Genomic DNA, 23027 nt, shown 5'->3' with positions numbered 1-23027 from the left:
TCACATCGGTCGAGGGCCGGTCCGACGGGGGTGGGAGGTGGTGGCCTCAGTCGCCGTCAGCCGGCACCGGGTCTGGCACCGGCCCCGGGGAGGCCTTCCCGGGCGGGACGTTCGCCGGCGACTCGCCACGGCGGGGGTGCCGGGTGAGCATCACGATGCCGAACACGGCGACGACGAATCCCGTCGCGACGGTGAAGGCGCTGGCCATGCCGTGGGCAAGCAGGTAGTGGTTCAGTTCCCGCGGGCTGCCACCGGCCGGCGGGTGGCGGGCAGCGTCGCGGCTCGCCGCGCCGTAGACAGTGACCAGCACGGCGAGACCCAGGGCGGCTCCGACCTGCTGCGTCACGACCGCCATGCTGGACGCTGCGCCGGCGTCCCTCGGGCTGACGCCGGCGACCGCGCTGACGTTGAGCGGCACCACGATCAGTCCGACGCCCAGGCCGAACAGCAGCAGGGGGCCGAGGATGCCGTCCAGGTAGCCCGTGCTGTCCGAGATCCGGGTGAGCCAGCCCATGYCGCCACCGCAGAGCGCGGCTCCGGTGAGCATGAGCGCCTTCGGGCCGAGCTTCGGCAACAGCACCGACGCACGTTGCGCGGAGACGAGGAGACCGACTGACAGGGGCAGGAAGGCGAGACCTGCCCGCAGCGCGCTGAAGCCGAGGACCTCCTGCAGGAACTGCGTGGTGAAGAAGAACATGCTGAACATGCTGCCGAGCAGGAGGAGCAGCAGCAGGTAGGAGCGAGCCCTCGCCGGCTCGGCCACCAGCCGCAGCGGGACCACCGGTTGCCCGGTACGGGTTTCCTGCACGACGAAGAGCGACAGCACGACGGCCGCGAGCCCGAAGGCGGCCAGGGTCCAGGTGTTGCTCCAGCCGTCGGAGGAGGCCCGGATGAAGCCGTACACCAGCGCCGCCAGGCCGAGGGTCGCGGCCAGCGCGCCAGCGAGATCGAACTGCCCGGGTCTGCGCCGTGGGCCGCGGACGAACCTGGGTGCCAGCGCCGCGACCCCGATCACCAGCGGCACGTTGATGAACATGACCCAGCGCCAGGACACCCAGGTGGTGAGCATCCCGCCGATGATCAGGCCGATCGACCCCCCGACCCCGTTGGCGGCGGCCCACGCGGCGAGCGCCTTCGTCCGCCCGGGACCTTCGGGGAAGTTCGCCGTGAGCAGCGCGAGGGCGTTCGGCGAGGCGCACGCCGCACCGGCGCCCTGCCCGACCCGGCAGATGATGAGCATCCATGGCTCGGTCGCCAGACCGCCGGCCAGCGAGGCGACGCCGAACAGCAGCACGCCGGCCTGAAACACCCGCAGCCGGCCGAGGATGTCGCCGACCCGGCCGCCGAGCAGGAGCAGCCCCCCGAAGGTCAGGGTGTAGGCGTTGAGCACCCAGGCCAGGCTGGTGGGTGAGAAGCCCAGCGCGCGCTGGATGTCGGGGAGCGCGACGTTCACGATCGTGGTGTCCAGGACGAGCATCAGCTGGCAGGCCACGATCACGGCCAGGGCCGGACTGCTTCGCCCGGCGTCGCGCGGAGTGCCGGCGGCGCTCGCTTCGTCCCGGGCCGCCGCGGGAGTGGACACCGATCGCCTCCTCGAAGAAACCAGTTAAGGTCCGATCTCGTATCTTGCGGCGCATGCTAACAGCCCAGGCGGCCCTTTGGATACCAGGAGGTACCTTAAAGTCGACGGTACGATCGACGTCATGTCGCGGGAGCCGCGCGCGCCGATCGGGTGGGAGTAGACGACCGATGACCGTCGTGTCCGGCTCCGGTCGATCGCTCGGCCCGGCCACCCGCCGTCGCGGCGACACCCTGCGAAAAGCGATCTTCGACGCTGTCTTTGATCAGTTGCGGACGGTCGGCTACGCCCATCTGACGATGGACAAGGTCGCCACGGCCGCGCAGACCAGCAAGACCGTCCTCTACCGCCGGTGGCCCTCCAAGGACGACATGATCACCGAAGCGCTGCGGGACGTGCTGCCCTCACCCGCCGACGTGGTCCTGACCGGCGATGTGCGCGCCGACGTCCACGCGCTGCTGCGGTGCATCCAGGCCGCGTTCACCTCGACCAGGGGCACCGCGTTCCAGGTCGTCTCGGCAGAATCCGGCTGCGAGCGCGGATTCGTGCGTCAGGCGGTCATCGAGCACGTCATCGAGCCCTGCACCAGTCTGATGTTCACGGTGTTGCGGCGCGGCGCCGAACGCGGTGAAGTCCGACCCGAGGCGGTCTGCGAGCTGGTGGCCAGCAGCGGTCCCGCCATGCTCGTGCAGTACTCCCTGGTTCACGGCCCGGTCCTGCCCGACGAGTTCGTCTCCTCCGTCGTCGACCAGATCGTGCTTCCGCTGGTGATGCACGTCGAGCCGGGTACCTGACGAGCACTGCACGAACCAGAGGTCGTGCCGGAGAGTTCAGGCCTGGGCAGCGACCGCTCTGCGAGCCCGCGAGCGGAAGCTCTCGAGCTTCTCGTCCGGCGTGCGGGACCGCGTGCTCCGCGGCATGATCGATACATCGTGCCCGGCGGCGGACCGACGCAGCGCGCCGACGGTCGCCTCTTCGATCGGCACATGGGTGAACGGGGCGAAGCTGTACCAGCGCATGGCGTTCTCGTGTGTGATCTTGCGGATCTGGTCATCCGGGACCTACGGATCGCCCGCAGGGTGCTTGACAGCCAGAGCGAGTTTCTCCAGGCCGCGCGGCGACGCGAGGGTGACCCGGCGAACAGAACCTGGAGCGACTATCTGTCGAGCACCAGCCGACTCATGGTGAGCCGCAGCCGGAGCCGGCAGCCGATCGACGTCGTTCAGCTGTGGCGGGCGCAGGTCAGCCGCACCAGAAGCGGGCAACCGCAACGCATGGCCACCTCAGTAGCAGCCGAGATCAGGTCGCGGATCGCCGAAGGCCGCCTTGAGAACGGCGACCGGCTTTCGTCGCTCGCCGACCTTGCGAGGGAGTTCGGCATCTCCCGGCCGACGCTACGGGAGGCATTGCGGATCCTGGAGACGGAGCGCCTTCTCGAGCTTCGGGCAGGCGACCGCGGGGGCGCCCAGGTACAGCATCCGTCCACTCGGACAGCGGCCCAGATGGCGGGCATCGTCCTCGAGGCCCGGCAGGCAACCCTCGGTGACTTCTATCGGGCGATGCGCATGATCGAGCCTGCCATGATGCGACTCGTCGCATCAAGGATCGACCCGGCGTCGCTGAACGACCTGCGTGCCCTGGAGAGAGAACTGTCGGCATCCACGGATGACATGCCCCACTTCGCCGAGACGTGGGGACGCGGCGGGGTCGTGGCCTTCGCCGCGACACACAACCCCGCCCTCGCCATCGTCGCCGAGATCCTGCRGTGGGTGCGTGTCGGGAGCCAGCCGATCATCACCGCCGCGGCGGACGACCCCTGGATCGCAACGGCGACCCGTAATGCCCAGCTCTTCGCGGAGCTGGTCTCCGCACTCGTGGCCGGTGACTCCTCCGGCGCCCAGGACATCTGGGCCAGATGCCTGGATGTCAATGCGCCGTTCATTGAGTCATCGGAGCTCGGCCGGCGACTGATGACCAACCTGATCGACTGACCGCAGAAAGCGTTCCGGGGTTGGGCCGGGTCCTGCTGCCGCTGGGCTACCCGGCGGCGCCCTCCGCAACCAGTGAGGGCCTGGTCGGCAGCCGTCCGGCGATGCGAGCAGACGAAGAAAGTGCGGGATGGCTGCTTCCTCCGCAGCCGCGACGGTGAGCGGGTGAGAGGGATAACGGGTACTTGACGGCAGCCCACCCGGGGTAAAAACTATGCCCTATGTCGAGAAACTTCGGATTCACTCGACGTCTCGCGATCGACCTTCGCCGGCACAGCAGCGCACTGTGTCGTTGGGCAGCGCTCACGAACTGAAGCCCAACGGACGACACAGGCCCGGATTCCGGGCACGGTCAGGATTTCCGTGATCTCCGTAACGGATCTTCGCAAGGTCTATCGTGCCCGTTCCGGTGAGGTCGCGGCGCTCGACGGCATCGACCTGCACGTGGCCGCGGGAGAAATCCACGGTGTCGTCGGTCGCAGCGGCGCCGGCAAAAGCACGCTGGTGCGCTGTCTGACAGCCGTCGAACGCCCGACCTCGGGGTCGGTGCGCATTGACGGGCAGGAACTGACGTCGCTCGGCGAAGCCGGGCGCAGGCGCGCCCGGCGTCGGATCGGCATGGTCTTCCAGCACGTGAATTTGCTGGACAACCGCTCGGCGGCGGCGAACGTGGCGTTCCCGCTGGAGCTGGCGGGCGTACGCCGCACGGCCCGCCGGGCCCGCACGGCCGAACTGCTGGAGCTGGTCGGGCTCACCGACCGCGCCAGGGCATATCCGGCGCAGCTCTCCGGCGGCCAGCGCCAGCGGGTGGGTATCGCACGGGCACTGGCCACCGACCCCGCGGTGCTGTTGTGCGACGAGCCGACGTCCGCGCTCGACGTCACGACCACTCGGCAGATCCTCCGCCTGATCAAGGATGTCCGGGACCGCCTCGGCGTGACCGTCCTCCTGATCACCCACGAGCCCTCCGTCGTCAAGGAGGTGTGCGACAGCGTGACACTGCTGCGGGACGGCCGGGTCGCCGAGCAGGGAGATCTGGCGACCGTACTCACCCGGCAGAGTTCGCGGCTGGCCCGCGACCTGCTGCCGATCCTCCCGCCGGACCAGCCGGGACCGTTTGCGCTGCTCGAGGTGTCGTTCGCCGGCGACCATCCGGCCGGCGGCGGTGAGCATCGCGCCAGCCTCGCCTTCGCCCAGCTGGTGCGGCATCTGGACGCCGACGTCGCGGTCCTCGGCGGTGCCGTGGAAACCTATGGCGCCCAGCAGTTCGGCAGGCTGCGGATCGGTCTCCCTCCGACGGCGTCGGTCCCCGACGCCGTCGCGTTCCTGCGTGCACGGGGCCTGACCACCGAGATCGTCCCGGGGCCGACCGCGACGGAAGAGACTACGGCAGAGACGAAAGAGGCTGCGACAGAAGAGACCGCCTGGGGCAGGGCCGAGCGGTGAGCGGCGGCCAGGTCGGCGTGGCGACGTTCGCCCCGGTTGCCGAGGCGCAGGCGCTCGGGGCGTTCGACAACCGCGTGATCAACGAACGGCTCCCCGAGGCGGCTCTGGAGACCATCCAGATGGTCGGCTTCAGCTCGCTGTTCACCCTGTTCCTCGGCCTTCCGCTCGGCCTGCTGCTGCACGTGAGTTCGCCGACCGGGCTCCGGCCGTCGTTCCTCGTCCACCGGGCGCTCGGGCTCGTCGTCAACGTCGGCCGATCCCTGCCGTTCCTGATCCTGCTGATCGCGGTCATCCCGTTCACCCGGTTCGTCGTCGGAACGAACATCGGCCCCGAGGCTGCCATTGTGCCGCTCACCCTGGGCGCCGCGCCCTTCTTCGCCCGCCTGGTCGAGAACGCGGCGCGGGAGGTCGATCCCGACACCGTCGAGGCCGCGGTGGTGATGGGGGCCTCCCGGATGCAGGTGGTCACGAAAGTCCTCGTACCCGAAGCGCTACCGAGCATCATCTCCGGGTTCACCACGACCATCGTGACGATCGTGTCGTATTCCGCGATGGCCGGTTCGGTGGGCGGCGGCGGGCTCGGCTATCTCGCCGTCAGCTACGGCTACAACAGATTCCAGACCGACGTGATGGTGGTGACGGTGATCGTTCTCGTCGCCTTCGTCCAGATCATTCAGCTGACCGGTGACTTCGCCGCCCGCCGGCTGGACCACCGTTAGCACCGAGGCACCGTCCCATCCCGGAAATCCCTGGTCCCGTTCCGCCCGACCAGGCAAGCACCCGCGGAAGGAAATCACGTGCGCAGAAGATTCCTGCCGATCGCCGTATCCGTTCTTTCGGCGGCCCTCACCCTCGGCGCCTGCAGCAACTCCGACGACGGCGGCGCGGGCGGTGGCTCCGGCAGTCAGCCGATCAGAATAGGCGCGAGCCCGACGCCACACGCCGAGATCCTCCAGTTCGTCCAGGACGAGCTGGCCACCGAGGCCGGTCTGAAACTCGACATCGTCGAGTACACCGACTACATCCAGCCGAACGTCGCCCTGTCCGAGGGCGATCTCGACGCCAACTACTTCCAGCACCTGCCCTACTACGAGGTTCAGGTCGCCGAGCGGGACTACGACTTCGGCCACTTCCCCGGCATCCACATCGAGCCGTACGCGGCGTACTCCGACTCGGTTGAYGACGTGGCCGATCTGCCTGACGGAGCCCGGGTCGGCATCACCAACGATCCGTCCAACCAGGCCCGCGCGCTCGACCTTCTCGTCGAGGCCGACCTGATCACCCTGGACGACACCGGCGAAGAGGACCCGACCATTCTTGACGTGGCGGACAACCCCAGGAACCTGGAGTTCGTCGAGACCGACCCCGAGCAGCTTCCGCGCAGCCTGCAGGACTTCGACCTCGCCATCATCAACGGCAACTACGCCCTCGAAGGCGGGCTGAACCCGGCCGCGGACTCCCTGCTGATCGAGTCGGGCGAGAACAACCCCTACGCGAACTTCGTGGCGGTCCGGGCCGAGGACGTCGACGATCCGAGGCTGGTCAAGCTCAACGAACTGCTGCACTCCGCCGAGGTCCGCACCTTCATCACCACCAGGTGGCCGAAGGGCGAGGTACTGCCGGCCTTCTGAGCACGGACGCCGTCTCTGCCCACGGGCTCGGCCGACGAGCCGGCACGGCCGCAGGCGAGCCGTTGGCTCGCCTGCGCGACGTCATCAGCGTCCCCGGCCGTCACGGAGATCCACTTTGACGAGACCGAGGCGAAATGGTCAAATACGCGATGTGTACCGTTCGGCTGCGCTGGTAACCCGAGGTCACATCGACTTCCTGCGAGTGAACTCCGCAGCCTGTACCAACGGCTGAACGGCCCGTATCGCCGCACGGACGGCGGTGACGCGGTCTCGGATGCCCGGGATACCACCCGCGCGTCCGCCGCCGAGATCACCCTCGTCGGCGTCACGGAATCTGCCGCAGCCGCCGACTGCGTTCTTCTCCCGTCTCATGCGCGCAGCTCGCTTCTTCCTCGTCAGCTCACAGTCGAGGAGGAGATCGGGCCAGCCAGACGGTTCCAACGACGCCGCGTGGCGGGCGGCACGGCAGCAGGGCGGCGGCCCTGCCGTCGGCCCGACGGGCACCGTCGGCGTGCATGGCCTGTGCCAACCCCGACCTCCGTGGCCGCGGTGGCGTCAGCCGTCTCCGGAAAACGTCCTGAAGCACGTCCAGAAGGAGAGGCACAGGGCATGACCGTCGCCGCCACGACCATCGCGGAGAGAACTGCGACGGGACCGCGCGGCACCGTCCGAGCAGCGGAGCACAGCCGAATCATGAGCATGCTCGACGGCGCGGGCGGCGGGCATGCCAGGATCGCCGAGCTCACCGGCGATCCCGGCTACGGGAAGACCCGCCTGCTGACGGCCGTCGCGGACGAGGCCCGCCAGCGCGGCGTCGAGGTGCTTCGAGGCCGGTCTCTCGAGAGCCACCGCAACCGGCCCTTCCACCCGTTCATCGACGCGTTCACCACCTGGCGACCGGCCGGCGGCGTGCCGCTGCCGCAGGCCGCCGCCTTCGCCCAGGCCCTGGCGGCCGGCGGCGAGATGCTCGTCGACACCGAGGCCGGCCGCTGCCGGCACTTCGCCGGGCTGCGCTCGCTGCTCGAGGACACGGTGGCAGYGGCGTCCGCCCCCCTCCTGCTACTGCTCGACAACATGCACTTTGCCGACCGCCCCTCGGTGGAGCTACTGGACAGCCTGGCGCGCTGGCCACTGGGGCATCCACTGTCGGTCGTGGTCGCGCACCGGCGGCGCCAGATGCCATCCTGGCTGCAGGCCGCCATGCAGCAGGGCGTCGAGCTGGGCGCGGTGAGCCAGATCGCGTTGACGGCGCTCGGCCTGCGGCAGAGCGCCGAGGTGCTCGGTCAACGGGTGACGGCCCCGGGGCTGGCCGACCTGCACGAACGCAGTGGCGGCAATCCCCTCTACCTGACGGCACTGGCTGACCGGGAGACCGGCCCCGGCGGCGCGGACCGGACTGACGGGGACGGCCAGGACCCGGCCGACGAACCGCCCGACCTCTGGACGCGCAGCCCGCTCGGGGCCCGGCTGCTGGCCGAGACCGCGTATCTGGACGCACGGCAGCGCCTGGTCGCACACGCGGCGGCCGTGCTCGGCGACACCTTCGCGGCCGACGCCGTGGCCGCCGTCGCGCAGCTGGGCCCGGAGGAGACGTGGCAGGAGCTGGGCCAGCTGCGCGGTCGTGACCTCGTGCGGACGGTGCCCGGCGACAAGCTGGCCTTCCGCCATCCCCTGTTGGGCCGCTGCCTCTACGGGGAAACCGATCCCTGCTGGCGGGCCGGTGCACACCGGCGAGCGCTTGAGCACCTGCGGTCGGCCTACACCGCGCCGGCCCTGCTCGCGCGGCACGCGGTGCGCTCCGGAGCGCACCGCCAGGCCCGTGACGTGGTCTTCCTTCTCGACGCGACCAGGGCGGCGGTGCAGAGTGAACAGGGCGCCGAGGCCGCCCACTGGCTCAGCGCCGCCCTGCGGCTGTGCCACGCCGACCCGGCTGGTGCGGACCCGGCGCCGGTCGGCCCGGACGCCTGGCAGCCGGTGATCGGCCTGCTCGCCTGCCCTGACGAGGCCCCTCGCCTGCGTGCCCTCGGCCAGGAGATCATGAGTACTCCGGCCGCGCACGGGACGTCCGGCCGCGTGGGTACGACGGCGCATCTGGCGATGGTCTGGGCCTCTCTCGGCCACCACGACTATGCCGTAGCCCTGCTGTCGGCCGCCCTCGCCGAGGCCCGCGGCCCGGCGGAGGAGGCGCGCGTGCAGTTGTACGCGCAGCTGGCCCGCGTCGTCTCCGGGGGCGTCCCGAGCCGCGCCGACGTCGACGCCCTGACCGAGTCGGGGCAGGCCGGCGATCGGCTCACCCGCGCCGGCGCGCTCACGGTGCGCGCACTGTGTGCCGCGCTCACCGCCAGCCATGGCGCAGCCAGGGATCCGTCTGCCGGGGCGGAGGTGGACGCGGCGGCCGCCGCGCTCGACACGCTGGCCGCAGCCGGGTCGGACGGATCGGGTCCGGAACTCTACTACCTCCAGTGCCTGGGCTGGACGGAGGCGATGCTCGGTCGCTACAGCAGCGCGCACGCCCGGATCACCCGTGCCCTCCGGGCCACCCGGAGGCACGGGGAGCGCCATCTGCTGCCCGCCCTGCTCAACAGCCTCGCCTACATCCACCACCAGTCGGGCCGGATGAGCGAGGCGATCGAGGTTGCTCGGGAGGCGCACTGCGCCTCGCAGCGGGCCGGGCGCGCCGACCAGGTGGCGCTGGCCCGTGCCGTGGCCACAGCGGCGTGGGCCGAGCTGGGGCGCTCCCCGACGTTCGGGCCGGATCTGCCTGACGGGGTGCACACCGACGCGCCCCGCACTCCGCTGACCGCGCTGCTGTTCGCCGAGGCCGCGCTCACCGCCGGCGACGCGTCAGCTGCCCGGGCCCTGCTGGGCTCGGAGCGGGAGACCTGGCGGGTCGCCGAACCGATCCCGGTGCTGGGCCCGCGCATCTACGAGGTCCTGGCCGCCGCCGCGATGCTGACCGGGGAGGACCCACAGCCGTGGGCGCAGCGGGCGGCCGAGGGAGCCGCCCGGGTCGGGCTGCCCGAGCAGCAGGGCCACGCGCTGCTCGCCCGGGGCTACGCGCTGGGTCACGGGCCACAGGCCGACCGCTGCTACGCCGAAGCGGCCGAGCTGCTGGCCAACGCACCGGCCGGTGGCCGTGCCCGGGGGTTCGCCCGATCGGCTCGGCAACGACGCCCCCGTGCCACCCCCGACCTGCTGGTCGAGCTGACGACGAGGGAGCAGGAGGTCGCCCGGCTCGCCGGGCAGGGGCTGAGGACCCGAGACATCGCGAGTCAGCTGCGGGTGAGTCCGCGTACCGTGGACGCCCACCTCGCGCGCGTCTACGACAAGCTCGGCATGAGCTCGCGGGTCGAGCTGGCGCTGCTGCTGTCGTGATCGCCGGCGAAGGGCGTCGCGCCCGAGCCGAGAGAAGGGCCCGCACCGGCCGGCCCGTCAGCTCGCGGTGGGCAGGTCGAGCAGCCGGCCCGCCGTGTCGAGCAGCCGGTCCGAGGTGTCGAGCAGCCGGTCCGAGGTGTCGAGCAGCCGGTCCGAGGTGTCGAGCAGCCGGTCCGAGGTGAGGATGGCCTGGTGCAGCCGCCGCAGTGAGCGGCAGGGCTCCAGTCCCAGCTCGGCCCGGAGCACCCGCCGTGCGTCGCGGTACACGGCCAGCGCCTCGGCCCGCCGCCCCGAGCGGTAGAGGACGAGCATCAGCTGCGAATACAGCGACTCCCGCAGCGGGTACTGAGTGATGAGCCTGCCGAGCAGGCTGATCACCTCCCGGTGCTGGCCGAGCATGGTGCGGGCCTCCACCGACAGCTCCAGTGCGGCGAGGAGTTCCTCCTCTGCCCAGACGGCGAAGGCGGTGAGGACCGGCCCCCGCGCCTCGGACTCCACCACCGAGCCGCGCACCAGTGACAGTGCGAGCTCGGCAGCGGCCAGCGCCGCCTCGTAGCGCCCGGCCGCCCGATGCGCCCTCCCGTCGCGCATCGCCTCCTGGAACTCGACGACGTCATAGCTGGCGCCGTCCAGCCACAGCAGATAGCCGGTGGGCTTCGTGACGATGGCGCGGGCGGGGTCCGCGCCGGCGGCGGCGAGGAACTTGCGCAGCCGGGAGATGTAGACCTGGATGACGTTCGCCGCCCGGCGGGGAGGCCGCTCTCCCCACAGTTCCCGGACCAGCGTGTCCCTGGTGGTGATCCGGCCGGCGCCGACGAGCAGCACAGCAAGGGTGATCTCCATCTTCGGTGCGCTCAGCAGATGGCTCTCCCGCCTGTTCGACACACGCAGGGGCCCGAGCAGTTCGTATCGCATTCACACCTCGTGCAGGCAACAGGAAACGAGTCCGGGAAGGAGACGCCCACTGTCCCGTGGGCGCGCGCCGCGCACATCGGTAAAACTGCGTAGGTAAAAGATTCGCCGGGATCGCGGATCATTGACAGGCACCGGTACGGCTGATGAAAAATACCTAGCCGGCCCTTAACGCCCACCTCGTCGAATCAGCGCCGAGGAATCCGTCCGTGTAGCTTTTCCAGAACGATCACACGTCAGGCTCCACGCGGCCATGCGTGGCGGCGACACCACGATGACGCGGAACCAGCCAACCCTCGGCGGGCTGGTTCCGCGTCAGGGGAAACTGCTCGACCTGCACAGACGCGCGGCTGTTGCGACCCGAAAACTCCGGTGGGCACCTGGCGCCAGCGCCCGGAGTGGCCCTGACCGCCCACGCGGAGACTGCCGCGCGCACGGAGCCGTTGCCGCGTTCGGGCCGGCCCGCCGAGCCGGCACCTGACCGCTCTTCCAGACGGACCGGTACCAGGCACCCGCCCCGGACTGGTCCGGCACCTCGCCCCCAGCCTGACCCGTGCCGCCCGCCGACTCCGGCGGGCGACTCCGGCGGCCGACCTTCCCGGAGGATCAGATGACACGTCCCGCCGACCTACCCCTGTCCGTCCTCGACGTCGTGCCCGTCTTCGAAGGGGGCGGCGCCGCCCAGGCGCTGCGCGACACCGTGGCGCTCGCACCCCTGGTGGAGGAGCTCGGCTACCACCGGTACTGGGTGGCCGAGCACCACAACACCCCCAGCCTGGCCACCTCGACCCCGGCCGTGCTCGCCGGCAGGCTCGCCGCCGCGACGAGCACACTGCGGGTCGGCTCGGGCGGGGTCCTGCTGCCCAACCACGCACCGCTCGTCGTCGCCGAGCAGTTCGGCACGCTGGAGGCGCTCTTCCCGGGCCGCATCGATCTCGGGCTGGGCCGGGCGGCCGGCGCCGATTCCGCCACCGCCCGCGCGCTGCGCCGCGCCCCCGACGGCGACGAACGCTTCTTTCAGGGCCAGGTGGACGAGCTGTCGGGCTACTTCGCCCCCATCGATGCACGCAGCCAGGTGCTCGCGGTGCCCGCCACCGACAACCAGCCGGAGCTGTGGCTGCTCGGTTCCAGCCCCGCCAGCGCCGGGCTCGCCGCCGCTCTCGGCCTCCCCTATGCGTTCGCCCACCACATCAACCCGCACGCGAGCGCGGCGGCACTGCGCCACTATCGTGCGGCGTTCCGACCCTCGCGTCACCTCGACCGGCCCCGGGCCCTCATCAGCGTGCTGGCCACGGTGGCCGACAGCGACCGGGCCGCGGCGGAAGCCGCCGCCCCCTACCTCCTCGGCAAGATCTGGATGCGCAGCATCGGGGTCTTCGACGCCTTCCCGTCCCCGGCGACCGCCCGTGCACATGGCTACAGCAGGGCCGAGCGAGCCTTCCTCGACGACCTCGCGGCCCCCCAGCTGATCGGCGGCGTGGACACGGTGCGCCGGCGGCTGGCCGGGCTCACCGCGGCCACCGGTGCGGACGAACTGATGGCCCTCACCGTGGTGCCTGACCAGGCCGAGCGTCTGCGGTCGTTCGACCTGCTGGCGAGCGCGGCCGCAGCCCTGAGCCCAGCCAGGTAGCCGTGGATTCAGCACGGCTTCAGCGCACGCCACCACGGTCGGGGATCACCTGTCCACGTCCTGTACGGAGTTCTGAATGCCATCGCGCCGAACAGCACGAAGAGCAGGGCTGCTCGTGGCCCTCGCCGCCACCCTGGCCACCACGGCCTGTGGATCCGACGGCGGCGGGAGCCGCGCCGCGCAGGCGCAGCCACGCGATGGCGGCAGCGTCACGTACGCCGCCCGGCAGGAGCCGGACTGCTGGGATCCTCACGCCAGCGCCCAGGACGTCACCGCGTTCACGCAGCGCCCGGTGTTCGACTCGCTCACCTACCAGACGCCCGACGGCGAACTGGAACCGTGGCTGGCGAAGTCCTGGAAGATCAGCGACGACGGCCGTACCTACACCTTCGAGCTGCGCGACGACGTGACCTTCCATGACGGCGCCAGGCTCGACGCCGAGGCGGTCAGGGCGAACTTCGACCACATCGCCGCCAAGGAGACCGCATCGCAGTTCGCCGCCGGCCTGCTCGGGCCGTACGAGGGAGTGAAGGTCACCGGCCCGCACGAGATCCAGGTCTCGTTCAGCCGCGCCTACGCGCCCTTCCTGCAGGTCGCCAGCACCACCTTCCTCGGCATCGCGTCACCGGCGTCGCTGCAGGCCGGCGCCGAGGACCTGTGCTCGGGTACCGCGACGATCGGCTCGGGGCCGTTCAGGGCCGGCGACTACACCCGCGGCCAGCAGCGCAGCTACACCCGGTTCGCCGACTACGACTGGGCACCGAAGAGCGCCGGGCACAGCGGGCCTGCCCGGCTGGATTCGATCACCATCCGGTTCATCGCGGAGGACGCCACCCGGGTCGGCGCACTCAGCTCCGGCCAGGTGGACGGCGCCGCCGACATCCCGGCCAACCAGATCGCCCCGGTCGGGCGGAACCCGCGACTGAACACGATCAGCAGGCAGACCCCGGGCGCCGTCGACGCCTTCTACCTCAACACCAGGGGCGAGCTTTTCTCCGACATCCGGGTACGCAGGGCGTTCCAGCGTGGCCTCGACCTGGACACCATCGTGGCGTCGGTGTTCCAGGGCACCACCGTGCGGGCGTGGAGCCCGCTGTCGCCGACCACCCCGCACAGCTACGACCCGTCGTTGGAGAAGACCTGGCCGTACGACCCGAAGCTCGCCGGACAGCTGCTCGACGAGGCGGGCTGGACGGGGCGCGACGCCGAGGGCTACCGCACCAGGGACGGCAGGCGGCTGACCGTCCTCGCGCCGATCTACGGCGAGGCGACTCTGTTCTCCCAGGCGGCTCAGGCCGAGTTGAAGAAGATCGGTTTCTTCCTCGACCTGCACGCCTCGACGGATGCCACCGAGATCTCCGGCCTGCTGGACGAAGGGAAGTACGACACCGTCGAGCTGTACTGGGCCCGCCCGGACGGTGACATCCTGAGCTCGTTCTTCCTGTCCACCGAGACCTCTGTGGGTGGCGGCCACAACTTCGCTCTCGTCGCCGACCCCCAGATCGACGAGTGGCTGAAGGCGRCCCAGGCGGAGCAGGACCCGAGTGAACGGGCGACGTACTACTCCCAGATCCAGAAGTGGACGATCGACCAGGCCGTGGTCGTCCCGGCATATGTGAAGAACTCCACCGTCGGGGTCAACAAGAAGGTGCACGACCTGCGGCTCGGCATCGCCACCTGGCCCGAGTTCTACCCCGCCTGGGTGCAGGCCGACTGATGCACCCGGCCATCCGTCCCGTGGCGCTCCGCCTGCTCGGCGCCGTCCTGGTCATCTGGGGCGCGGCCACGGCCGCGTTCGGAGTGCTCCAGCTCATCCCCGGAGACCCGGTCAACGCGATCGTCGGAACGCACGCGCTGGTCGGGCCCGAGCAGCGTGCCCACCTCCGGGCCGAGTACGGCCTGGACGACCCGCCGTTCGCGCAGTACCTGGACCACATGGGACGGCTGGCCACCGGTCGTCTCGGCGACTCCTACCAGCTCCAGCAGCCTGTCTGGTCGGTGATCACCGACCAGGTGGGCCCGACCGTCGAACTCGCCCTGTGGGCGATGCTCTCCGCGGTGGTGCTCGCGGTGGCCGTGACGCTGGTGACCTCCGGGCGAGCCCGCTGGCCACGCCGGATCAGCTCGCTGCTGGAGCTGGTGATCGTCTCCACTCCCCCGTTCTGGCTGGGCATCCTCCTGCTCACCGTCTTCTCGTTCCACCTCGGCTGGTTCCCGGTGGCCGACACCGGTGACCCGCGTTCGCTGGTCCTGCCGGTGGTGACACTGGCGCTGCCGATCGCGGCGGTGCTCACCCAGGTGCTGCGCGAGGGACTGCTCACCGCTCTGGAGGCACCCTTTGTGCTGACCGCTCGGGCCCGCGGCAGCGCCGAACACTCAGTGCGCGCGCGGCACGCGCTGCGGCACGCGAGCCTGCCTGCCCTGACCCTGGCGGGCTGGTTCGTCGGCACGTTGCTCGGCGGGGCCGTGATCGTCGAAACCGTCTTCGCCCGGTCCGGAATCGGGCGGGTGACGCTGCAGGCGGTCGCCGACCGGGACCTCCCGGTCGTGCAGGGGGTGGTCGCGCTGTCGGCGGTGGTCTTCGTCGCCGTCAGCGCCCTGCTGGACGTCCTGTACTCGGTCGTCGACCCTCGGCTGCGCAGGCGGACCGGTATGGCCGCGGCATGAAGGTCCCCTCCCTGCGCCGACCGCGCATGCCGCGCCGGCTGCGCTTCCCGTACCTCCCGCGCCCGGGGCTGGCGCTCGCAGCGGTCATCCTGCTGCTGTTCGTCGTGGCGGCGATCCGGCCGTCGCTGTTCACGGGCAGTGGACCCACCGACGGCGACCTGCTCGAGACCCTGCAGGCGCCCGGCGGCGACCACTGGTTCGGCACCGACCAGCTCGGCCGGGACGTGTTCGCCCGGGTGGTGCACGGTGCCCGTTACTCGCTGACCATCGGCGCCGCCGCCACCGGCATCGGCGTGGTGATCGCGACGGTCTGGGGACTGGCCGCCGCGCTGGGCGGCCGGTTCGTCGACGCGCTGCTGATGCGCACCACCGACGTACTGCTTGCCCTTCCCCCACTGCTGCTTGCGCTGATGGTCGTGCTGATCACCGGCAAGGGCGTGGTCGGCGTGACCCTGGCCGTCGCCGTCAGCGCCATGCCCGGCTTCGCCCGGGTGATCCGGGGCCAGGCGCTGGTCGTCCGCCGCTCGGGGTACGTGAGCGCGGCGATCGGGCTGGGGGTGCGCCGATGGCTGATCGCGGCCTGGCACGTGCTACCGAACACGCTGGCGCCGCTCCTGGTGTTCGCCACCGTCACCCTCGGCATCTCCATCGCCTCGGCGTCCGCGCTGAGCTACCTCGGCCTCGGCGCCCAGCCCCCCACCCCCGAGTGGGGGGCGATGCTCACCGAGGGCCAGGACTACCTGGGGCAGGCCTGGTGGATCGCGGTGTTCCCCGGCCTGCTGCTGGTCGTCGTGGTCCTCGCCGCCACCGTGCTCGGCCGCCACGCCCAGGCCAGGTCAGACGGGCGGGTCTGGTCATGACGGCCACCACGGGAGCCGGTGGGGCTCCCGAACTGCTGTCGTCCCCGGCAGCGCCACCGGAGCCCCCGGAGGCGCTGGAGCCGGCCGCGCTGGTCGAGGTGGACGGCCTCGACGTGCGGTTCGGTTCCGGCCCGGGCCAGGTGTACGCCGTGCGCGATGCCTCGCTCACCCTGACCGCGGGCCGCTGCCTGGCCCTCGTCGGGGAGTCCGGGTCCGGCAAGAGTGCGCTGGCCCGCGCGCTGCTGGGCCTGGCCGGGCCGACCGCGACCGTCACCGCCCGCCGGCTGCGCATCCACGGCGAGGACGCCCTCGCCTTCCGGCCGCGGGACTGGCTGAAGGTCCGCGGCCGGCGCATCGGCCTGGTGTCCCAGGACGCGCTGGTCGCGCTCGACCCGCTGCGCCCGATCGGCCGGGAGGTCGCCGAACCGATCCTGGCGCACCGGCTGCTGCCCCGGCGAGCGGTCGAGCCGGCCGTGCATGCGCTGCTGGAGCGGGTCGGCATCCCCGACCCCGCCGAGCGGGCCCACAGCTATGTCCACCAGCTCTCCGGCGGGCTGCGCCAGCGGGCGCTGATCGCCTCCGCGCTGGCCGCCGGGCCCAGGGTGCTCCTCGCGGACGAGCCGACCACCGCGCTCGATGCCTCGGTGCAGGCCCGCGTTCTCGACCTGCTCGGACAGCTCAGGGCGGACGGCACCGGGCTGTTGCTGATCAGCCACGATCTGGGGGTGGTCGAGGCCCTGGCCGACCAGGTGGCGGTGATGCGCGAGGGGGTCATCGTCGAGACCGGACCGGCCGCCGAGGTCCTGAGCCGCCCCCGGCACCCCTACACCATCGCGCTGCTGGACGCGGTTCCAGGCCGACGCCGCCGGCTCCCCGTCGCAGGAGCCGACACCGCCACCGCAGCCACCGCAGCCGGCACGGCCGACCGCAGTGCCGCCCCTGACGACAGGTCCACTGCGTCAGGCGCGACTCTGGAGGCGCCACCGCTACTGACGGTAGCCGGTGCCACCAAGCGCTTCCGCGGGTCCAGGGGCAACCGACGCACGGCCGTCGACGATGTCTCGTTCACCCTGCGGGCCGGCGAGACGCTCGGACTCGTCGGCGAGTCAGGCTCCGGGAAGTCCACCCTCGCCGGCCTTCTGCTCGGCCTGATCGACGCCGACGGTGGGGAGATCCTGCTGGCCGGGCAGCCGTGGAGCGGCCTGCCGGAGCGGGAGCGGCGAGCGCGGCGGCACCTCCTCCAGCTTGTGCCCCAGGATCCACTGAGCGCCTTCGACCCGCGCTGGACGGTTGCCCGCGTCATCGGCGAGGCCCTGCGGACAGCTGGTGTGGAGCGCCGGGACCGACACGCGCACGCGCTTACCCTGCTCGAACAGGTCGGGCTTTCCTCCGTCCATCTCGATCGCCGACCGCTGGCGCTCTCCGGAGGCCAGCGGCAGCGGGTGGCGATCGCCCGCGCGCTGGCGACCCGGCCCCGGCTGCTCGTGTGCGACGAGCCTGTGTCCGCACTGGATGTCTCGGTCCAGGCCCAGGTGCTGGCCCTGTTCCGGGAGCTGACCAGCTCGCTGGGACTGGCCACCCTGTTCATCTCGCACGACCTGGCAGTGGTGCGGGAGATCTGTTCCCGGGTGCTGGTGATGAAGGACGGCGCGATCGTGGAGACCGGCCCGGTGGAGCAGGTCTTCGCCGACCCGCGCCATCCCCACACCCGCGAACTGCTGGCCGCAGTCCCCGGCGAGATCGGGAGGGCGTACCGCGCACGTTTCGAAGCCGGCCACCACCAGCGACCACCGGAAACCGGCCAGCCGTTTTTCCAGCAGCCCAGTATTTGAGTGAACGCGTCGGTCATCCTTCTGCAGCGAGGTCGACTCCAGTGACTACGAAACCCCGTCCCCTTCCTCCGCACGACGGCGACGTGCCCCTCGGCGTGCTCGACCTCGTCCCGATCAGCTCCGGCGAGAGCGTCGCGGACTCCCTGCGCAACACCCTCGACCTGGCCCGGCACGCCGACCGGCTCGGCTACCACCGGTACTTGGGTCACCGAGCACCACCTGGCCCCGAACACCGCCGGGTTGTCGTCGACGCCTTCATCACCACCAGGTGGCCGAAGGGCGAGGTGCTGCCGGCCTTCTGAGCCGGGTCGGGGCCGGCGACTTCCGGAACCAGCTGACCAGCTTCCCCTGGAGCAATATATTTGAGTGAACTGATCAGTTCATTCTTCTGTAGCGAGGTCGACTCCGGTGCCTGGTGCCAACCCCCGCCCCCTCCCTCCCCACGACGGCGACGTGCCTCTCGGCGTGCTCGACCTCGTCCCGATCAGCTCCGGCGAGAGCGTCGCGGACGGGCTACGCAAGACCCTCGACCTGGCCCGGCACGCCGACCGGCTCGGGTACCACCGGTACTGGGTGACCGAACACCACCTGAACCCGAGCACCGCCGGACTGTCGGCGACCCTGCTGACGGCGCTGGTGGCGGAGGCCACCAGGCACATCCGGGTCGGCTCCGGCACCCTGCAGCTCGGCCATCGCACCGCGCTCTCCGTCGCGGGGGAATGGGGCCTGCTTGACACGCTCCACCCAGGCCGGCTCGACCTGGGACTGGGCCGGGCAGGGTGGCATCCCCCCGAGTCCTCGGTCACAGACGGCGGGCCCTCCGGCGAGCGCGGCGCGGGCCCCGACGGCGCACCGGCGTTCACCGGACCCTCCTCGCCCTACCCGCGTCTGGTCAGCTCGGACCTGTTCGCCCTGCACCGGCTGCTACTCCCCCGCAATCCGCTCAACAGTCCCGACTACGCCGACCAGGTGCGCGACGTCGCAACCCTGCTCGACGGCACCCACCGGGCCGGCGGGCTGCAGGTCCAGGCCATCCCGGGTCACGAGGCCCAGGTGGGGATCTGGATCCTCGGGCGCACCGCCGGGGAGAGCGCGGAGGTCGCCGGCCAGCTGGGCCTGCCCTACGCGACCAACTACCACTCGAGCCCGTCCACCACCGCGGACTCGCTCGCGGCCTACCGGAAGGCCTTCCGCGCCTCGGACTCCCTGGACCGCCCCTACGTGATCGTCACAGCGGACGTGGTCGTCGCACCCGACGACGATTCCGCCCGGCAGGCCGCGGTGGGCCATGACCGGTGGAGCCTCGCCAACCGCACCGGCGAGCCGACCGTGTTCCCCTCCCCGAAGGAGGCGTCCGCGTACCCGTGGCGGCCGGAGGACCGCGAGCTGGTCGCGGACCTGGGACGCTCCAGGCTGGTCGGAACACCGCGACATGTCGCCGCCGGTCTGCGTGAGCTGCGCGACCGCTTCGACGCCGACGAGCTGCTGGTGACGACCACGACCTTCGCCCAGTCCGACCGGCTACGTTCCTACCAGCTGCTCGCGGAGGAATGGCGGCTCCCTAAATCTCTAGATGTATGAGGCTCGAGATCGCGTGATCACACGCGGGCGTGGAGGGCCAATCCTCGCCGCCCGGTAGGCTGGGTGGACCGCGGACACTCAGAGAAGGTCGATCATGGTGGCCCAGCCGAAAAAAGCACCGAATCGCGGCCGGGCCRCACTGCGCGAGAAGCCCCAGCGCATTGCCGACGAGCTTCGGCAGCTCATCGTCCAGGGTGAGCTTTCGGAAGGCGAGTCCCTCGGCCACGAGCCGGACCTGGTCGAGCGTTTCGGGGTTTCCCGCCCATCCCTGCGCGAAGCCCTGCGCATACTCGAGACCGAGGGCCTGATCTCGGTCAGGCGCGGTGTTCTCGGCGGAATCGTCGTCCACCAGCCGGACCAGCGGATGACGGCCCGCACCGCGGCGCTCGTGCTCCAGGCCCGCAACGTGCCGCTCGCGGACGTCCACGCCGCCCGCAGCCTGCTCGAACCGGTCGCCGCGGGGCTCATCGCCTCGTCACGGGATCATCGCTCGGCAGCCGCCGAGCTACGGCGACTCAGCGCCGAACAACTCGAGGTGATCGACGACCCCGAGGCGTTCGGAAACGCCAACTCGCGCTTTCACGCCCGGCTCGTCGAACTGGCCGGAAACCAGACCCTCGGCATTGTCGCCGAGATGCTCAACGAGATCGTCGCCCGGGCCGTGGCCGCGGTCAGCCAGCCCGAGGACGGGAAGGACACCACGGATACACGGCTACGGGGGCTCCGCTCCCAGGCCCGGCTGGCGGCACTTGTCGAGGCGGGCGACGCCGCCGCCGCCGAGGAACACTGGAAGGAGCACATGACGATCGTGGGAAAGGTGCTCCTCACCCAGGGCGCCCGCACGGTCATCGATCTGATGCAGCACCACTACTGAGGCCACCGGGAGCAGCCGGCGGTGCCACCGCCGGTCAGCGTCCCTCGAAGAGGGGTGGGCGGCGCTCGACGTAGGCCGCCAGCGCCTCCCGCATGTCCCTGGTGTGGACGTTCACCGTCTGGGCCAGTGCCTCGACCTCGAGCGCCTGGGCGAGGGACGACGTCCCGGCGGCGGCCAGTGCACGCTTGGTCATGGACAGCGCCACCGGCGGCCCGGCGGCGATGCTGTCGGCGATCTCGCGAACCGCGGCGTCGAGGCCCTCCGCCGGCACCACCGCGTTCACGAAGCCGATCTCTGCCGCCTCCGTCCCGCTGAGCATCCTCGCGGTGTAGGCGAGCTCCTTCGCTCTGTGCACGCCGATCCGCTGGCGCAGCAGCCAGGAGGTGCCGAAGTCGAGGCTGAGGCCCCGCCTGGCGAAGATCAGCGAGAACCGGGCCGTCCGGGCGCACCAGGTGAGGTCGGCGGCCAGCGCGAGGCCCAGACCGGCACCGACGCACAGGCCGTCGACCTTGGCCACGACCGGCACCGGACAGTCGTGGACCGCCAGCACCACGTCGGCCAGGACCCGCATGTTGTCCAGGTTGTGCGGCGGCGCCCCGCTCCTGGTCCCGCTCCCGTTCCCGTTCCCGTTCGACGGGCTCACGCCGGGGGCGCCACCGAGGTCCGCTCCGGTGCAGAAGTCCCCGCCGGCGCCGGTGAGGATGACAGCGCGGGCGCCCGAGAAGGCGACGTCCCGGAAGGTGCGTCCGAGCGCCACCCACATGTCGCCCGTGCAGGCGTTCTTCGACTCCGGCCGGTCGATCGTGACGGTCACGACGAAGCCGTCACGGTCAGCCCGGATGTTCGGGTGGTACGACGGGGGAGACTCTTGCGCCATGGACATATATCTAGAGATATTGGGCGGATACGTCAACCGGACAACCTGCGAGCGCGAGCCCGACCTGCGCCCGGGGTGAGGGAGAACCGCGTGACAACGCAGGAGTGGTCGTTACCCGCCGTGCTCGACGTCGTCACCGACGTGGCCCCCGACCGTGACATGCTGGTGTCGGCCACCACGCGCCGAAGCTATGCGCAGGTGCGGGACCGCACCCGGCATCTCGCCGCGCACTTCCGGCAGCACGGGCTCGGCGTGCGACGCGAGCGCCGCGAGCTGCGGCGTTGGGAGTGCGGCCAGAGCCCCGTGGCGCTGGTGATGTCGAACTGCCCCGAGTACCTCGAGACGATGATCGGGGCCTTCCGGGCCCGGGCCGTACCGTTCAACGTCAACCACCACTACGCGCCGCGGGAGATCGGCGCGCTGCTGAGCCAGGTCGGTGCCGAGGCCGTGGTGTACCACCGGCGACTGGGCCCGAAGATCGCTCAGGGCGCCCGGCTGGACGACCGTCTCGACGGCGACCTCAGCGGGCTGCTGCTGATCGACGTCGACGACGGCTCCGGCGTCGCCCCCCTGCCGGGCAGCACCTCGTTCGTCGCGGCGGTGGCCGACGCCGAGGGCGTCCACGACCTTCCCATGCCGTCACCCGACGACCTCTACCTCGTCTGCACCGGCGGCACGACCGGGACCCCGAAGGGCGTGCTGTGGCGTCAGGGGGACGTCTACGTCTCCGCCACGGGCGGGGTCGAGGGAGCCACCCGCGACGTCATCGCGGAGATCGCCGAGGCCGGGGCGGGCGTCTGGTTCGCGGCTCCCCCGCTGATGCACGGCGCCTCGCAGTGGACCGCGTTCGCCGGGCTCGTCAACGGCGGCACGGTTGTCCTGCACGACGACTCCCGGCCGTTCGACGCGCGGGAGATTCTGCGGACCGTCGAGCGCGAGCGGGTGACGATGATGTCGATCGTGGGCGACGCCTACGCCCGGCCGCTGGTGGACGAGATCAGCGCCGGCTCCTACGACCTGACCTCGTTGGTGCGGCTCGGCACCGGGGGTGCGACGACCAGCACCGGGCTCAAGCAGGCGCTGCTCGACCTGCTGCCCCAGCTCACCGTCGTCGACGGGTACGGCGCGTCCGAAACGGGCGGGATGGCGTTCGGGACATCGACGTCGGGCAGGCCGGCGCATCGGTTCAGGCTCTCCGCGGGTGCGGCGGTGCTGTCGGCGGACCGGTCCCGCTTCCTCGACCCTCGGGACGACGAGGTCGGCTGGACGGCACGGGTCGGCCGGATCCCACTCGGCTACCTCGGCGACCGGGTGCGTACGGAACAGACCTTCCCGCTCGTCGACGGCCGGCGGACCTCGGTTCCCGGCGACCGCGCCCACTACAACAGCGACGGCGACATCATCGTGCTCGGGCGGGACGCGATGGTCGTCAACACCGGCGGCGAGAAGGTGTTCGTCGAGGAGGTGGAGGAGGTCCTTCGGCAGCACCCCGACATCCTCGACGCGCTCGTCGTCGGGCGGCCGAACGACCGCTACGGCGAGGAGGTGGTCGCGCTCGTCCAGCTCCGGGCAGGTGCACAGTTGTCCCCTGCCGCGGTCCGTGAGCACGTCGCCGGCCAGGTCGCGCGGTTCAAGGCGCCCCGGGCCGTGCTGCTGTGCCCGCGGATCGGCCGCCACGCCACCGGCAAGGCCGACTACATCTGGGCACGGCGGGCGGCTCTCGCAGCGGTGTCCGCCACCGTGCCGACAACCTGACGGGTCTGCGGGGCGGCCGG

20 protein-coding genes are annotated in these 23027 nt (G+C 71.3%); 16 read left to right on the top strand and 4 right to left on the bottom strand.

The window, feature by feature from the left end; all coding sequences use genetic code 11:
* Positions 1 to 46: 46 nt before the first annotated feature.
* Positions 47 to 1582, bottom strand: a complete 1536-nt coding sequence (locus tag CC117_RS09800) for an MFS transporter (protein ID WP_071083414.1) — start codon at positions 1580 to 1582, stop codon at positions 47 to 49.
* A 167-nt stretch (positions 1583 to 1749) separates the two neighbouring features.
* On the opposite strand from CC117_RS09800, the gene CC117_RS09795 reads away from it, so the two are divergent.
* Entirely contained in the window at positions 1750 to 2373 is a 624-nt protein-coding gene (locus tag CC117_RS09795) for a TetR/AcrR family transcriptional regulator (protein WP_071083413.1), read from the top strand.
* A 36-nt stretch (positions 2374 to 2409) separates the two neighbouring features.
* Here the strand turns inward: CC117_RS09795 and CC117_RS37945 are convergent, their stop codons facing one another.
* Positions 2410 to 2598, bottom strand: a complete 189-nt coding sequence (locus tag CC117_RS37945; protein ID WP_071083412.1) for a hypothetical protein — start codon at positions 2596 to 2598, stop codon at positions 2410 to 2412.
* A 9-nt stretch (positions 2599 to 2607) separates the two neighbouring features.
* Here CC117_RS37945 and CC117_RS09785 point away from each other — a divergent pair, with 9 nt between their 5' ends.
* The 6 genes from CC117_RS09785 to CC117_RS09765 all read left to right on the top strand — a co-directional run bounded on the left by CC117_RS09785 (position 2608) and on the right by CC117_RS09765 (position 10019).
* The gene (locus CC117_RS09785; protein ID WP_071083411.1) at positions 2608 to 3570 is read left to right on the top strand and encodes a FadR/GntR family transcriptional regulator; all 963 of its coding nucleotides are present in this window, start codon (positions 2608 to 2610) and stop codon (positions 3568 to 3570) included.
* Positions 3571 to 3788: 218 nt separating this feature from the next.
* Positions 3789 to 3881, top strand: a complete 93-nt coding sequence (locus CC117_RS40470; RefSeq protein ID WP_407673492.1) for a putative leader peptide — start codon at positions 3789 to 3791, stop codon at positions 3879 to 3881.
* A 49-nt stretch (positions 3882 to 3930) separates the two neighbouring features.
* Positions 3931 to 5013, top strand: a complete 1083-nt coding sequence (locus CC117_RS09780) for a methionine ABC transporter ATP-binding protein (RefSeq protein WP_071083410.1) — start codon at positions 3931 to 3933, stop codon at positions 5011 to 5013.
* 119 nt (positions 5014 to 5132) lie between these two features.
* Entirely contained in the window at positions 5133 to 5732 is a 600-nt protein-coding gene (locus CC117_RS09775) for a methionine ABC transporter permease (protein WP_084131867.1), read from the top strand.
* Between the two features lie 78 nt (positions 5733 to 5810).
* On the top strand, positions 5811 to 6644 hold the full coding sequence (locus tag CC117_RS09770; protein ID WP_071083409.1) for a MetQ/NlpA family ABC transporter substrate-binding protein: 834 nt from the start codon (positions 5811 to 5813) through the stop codon (positions 6642 to 6644).
* 609 nt (positions 6645 to 7253) lie between these two features.
* Positions 7254 to 10019 (top strand): AAA family ATPase, encoded by a 2766-nt coding sequence (locus CC117_RS09765; protein ID WP_071083408.1) that lies wholly within the window; start codon positions 7254 to 7256, stop codon positions 10017 to 10019.
* Between the two features lie 57 nt (positions 10020 to 10076).
* On the opposite strand, the gene CC117_RS09760 is transcribed toward CC117_RS09765, so the two are convergent.
* On the bottom strand, positions 10077 to 10934 hold the full coding sequence (locus CC117_RS09760) for an AfsR/SARP family transcriptional regulator (protein ID WP_084131833.1): 858 nt from the start codon (positions 10932 to 10934) through the stop codon (positions 10077 to 10079).
* Between the two features lie 607 nt (positions 10935 to 11541).
* On the opposite strand from CC117_RS09760, the gene CC117_RS09755 reads away from it, so the two are divergent.
* The 8 genes from CC117_RS09755 (at position 11542) to CC117_RS09720 (ending at position 20375) form a co-directional block, all read left to right on the top strand.
* Positions 11542 to 12561, top strand: coding sequence for an LLM class flavin-dependent oxidoreductase (locus CC117_RS09755; protein ID WP_071083471.1), 1020 nt, complete (start codon positions 11542 to 11544; stop codon positions 12559 to 12561).
* Between the two features lie 76 nt (positions 12562 to 12637).
* On the top strand, positions 12638 to 14278 hold the full coding sequence (locus CC117_RS09750) for an ABC transporter substrate-binding protein (protein WP_071083407.1): 1641 nt from the start codon (positions 12638 to 12640) through the stop codon (positions 14276 to 14278).
* On the top strand, positions 14278 to 15228 hold the full coding sequence (locus CC117_RS09745) for an ABC transporter permease (protein WP_071083406.1): 951 nt from the start codon (positions 14278 to 14280) through the stop codon (positions 15226 to 15228). The genes CC117_RS09750 and CC117_RS09745 overlap by 1 nt, the downstream gene beginning before the upstream one ends.
* On the top strand, positions 15225 to 16088 hold the full coding sequence (locus CC117_RS09740; RefSeq protein ID WP_084131831.1) for an ABC transporter permease: 864 nt from the start codon (positions 15225 to 15227) through the stop codon (positions 16086 to 16088). The genes CC117_RS09745 and CC117_RS09740 overlap by 4 nt, the downstream gene beginning before the upstream one ends.
* Positions 16085 to 17920 carry a dipeptide ABC transporter ATP-binding protein gene (locus tag CC117_RS09735; protein ID WP_084131829.1) on the top strand — a complete coding sequence of 612 codons (1836 nt, stop codon included), beginning with the start codon at positions 16085 to 16087 and terminating at the stop codon, positions 17918 to 17920. The genes CC117_RS09740 and CC117_RS09735 overlap by 4 nt, the downstream gene beginning before the upstream one ends.
* 41 nt (positions 17921 to 17961) lie before the next feature.
* Complete coding sequence (locus tag CC117_RS40085; protein ID WP_321572598.1) at positions 17962 to 18222, top strand: hypothetical protein; 261 nt, start codon at positions 17962 to 17964, stop codon at positions 18220 to 18222.
* A gap of 151 nt (positions 18223 to 18373) precedes the next feature.
* The gene (locus CC117_RS09725) at positions 18374 to 19501 is read left to right on the top strand and encodes an LLM class flavin-dependent oxidoreductase (protein ID WP_241829970.1); all 1128 of its coding nucleotides are present in this window, start codon (positions 18374 to 18376) and stop codon (positions 19499 to 19501) included.
* A gap of 94 nt (positions 19502 to 19595) precedes the next feature.
* Positions 19596 to 20375 (top strand): FadR/GntR family transcriptional regulator, encoded by a 780-nt coding sequence (locus CC117_RS09720; protein WP_071083402.1) that lies wholly within the window; start codon positions 19596 to 19598, stop codon positions 20373 to 20375.
* A 34-nt stretch (positions 20376 to 20409) separates the two neighbouring features.
* On the opposite strand, the gene CC117_RS09715 is transcribed toward CC117_RS09720, so the two are convergent.
* The gene (locus tag CC117_RS09715; protein ID WP_071083470.1) at positions 20410 to 21252 is read right to left on the bottom strand and encodes an enoyl-CoA hydratase/isomerase family protein; all 843 of its coding nucleotides are present in this window, start codon (positions 21250 to 21252) and stop codon (positions 20410 to 20412) included.
* 90 nt (positions 21253 to 21342) lie between these two features.
* On the opposite strand from CC117_RS09715, the gene CC117_RS09710 reads away from it, so the two are divergent.
* On the top strand, positions 21343 to 23007 hold the full coding sequence (locus CC117_RS09710) for an AMP-binding protein (protein WP_071083401.1): 1665 nt from the start codon (positions 21343 to 21345) through the stop codon (positions 23005 to 23007).
* The last annotated feature ends 20 nt before the right edge of the window (positions 23008 to 23027 follow it).

Origin of the sequence: Parafrankia colletiae, assembly GCF_001854655.1 — a bacterium.
In the GTDB taxonomy this organism is placed as follows: Bacteria; Actinomycetota; Actinomycetes; order Frankiales; family Frankiaceae; genus Parafrankia; species Parafrankia colletiae.
This window is presented reverse-complemented; position numbering and strand designations above follow the sequence as displayed.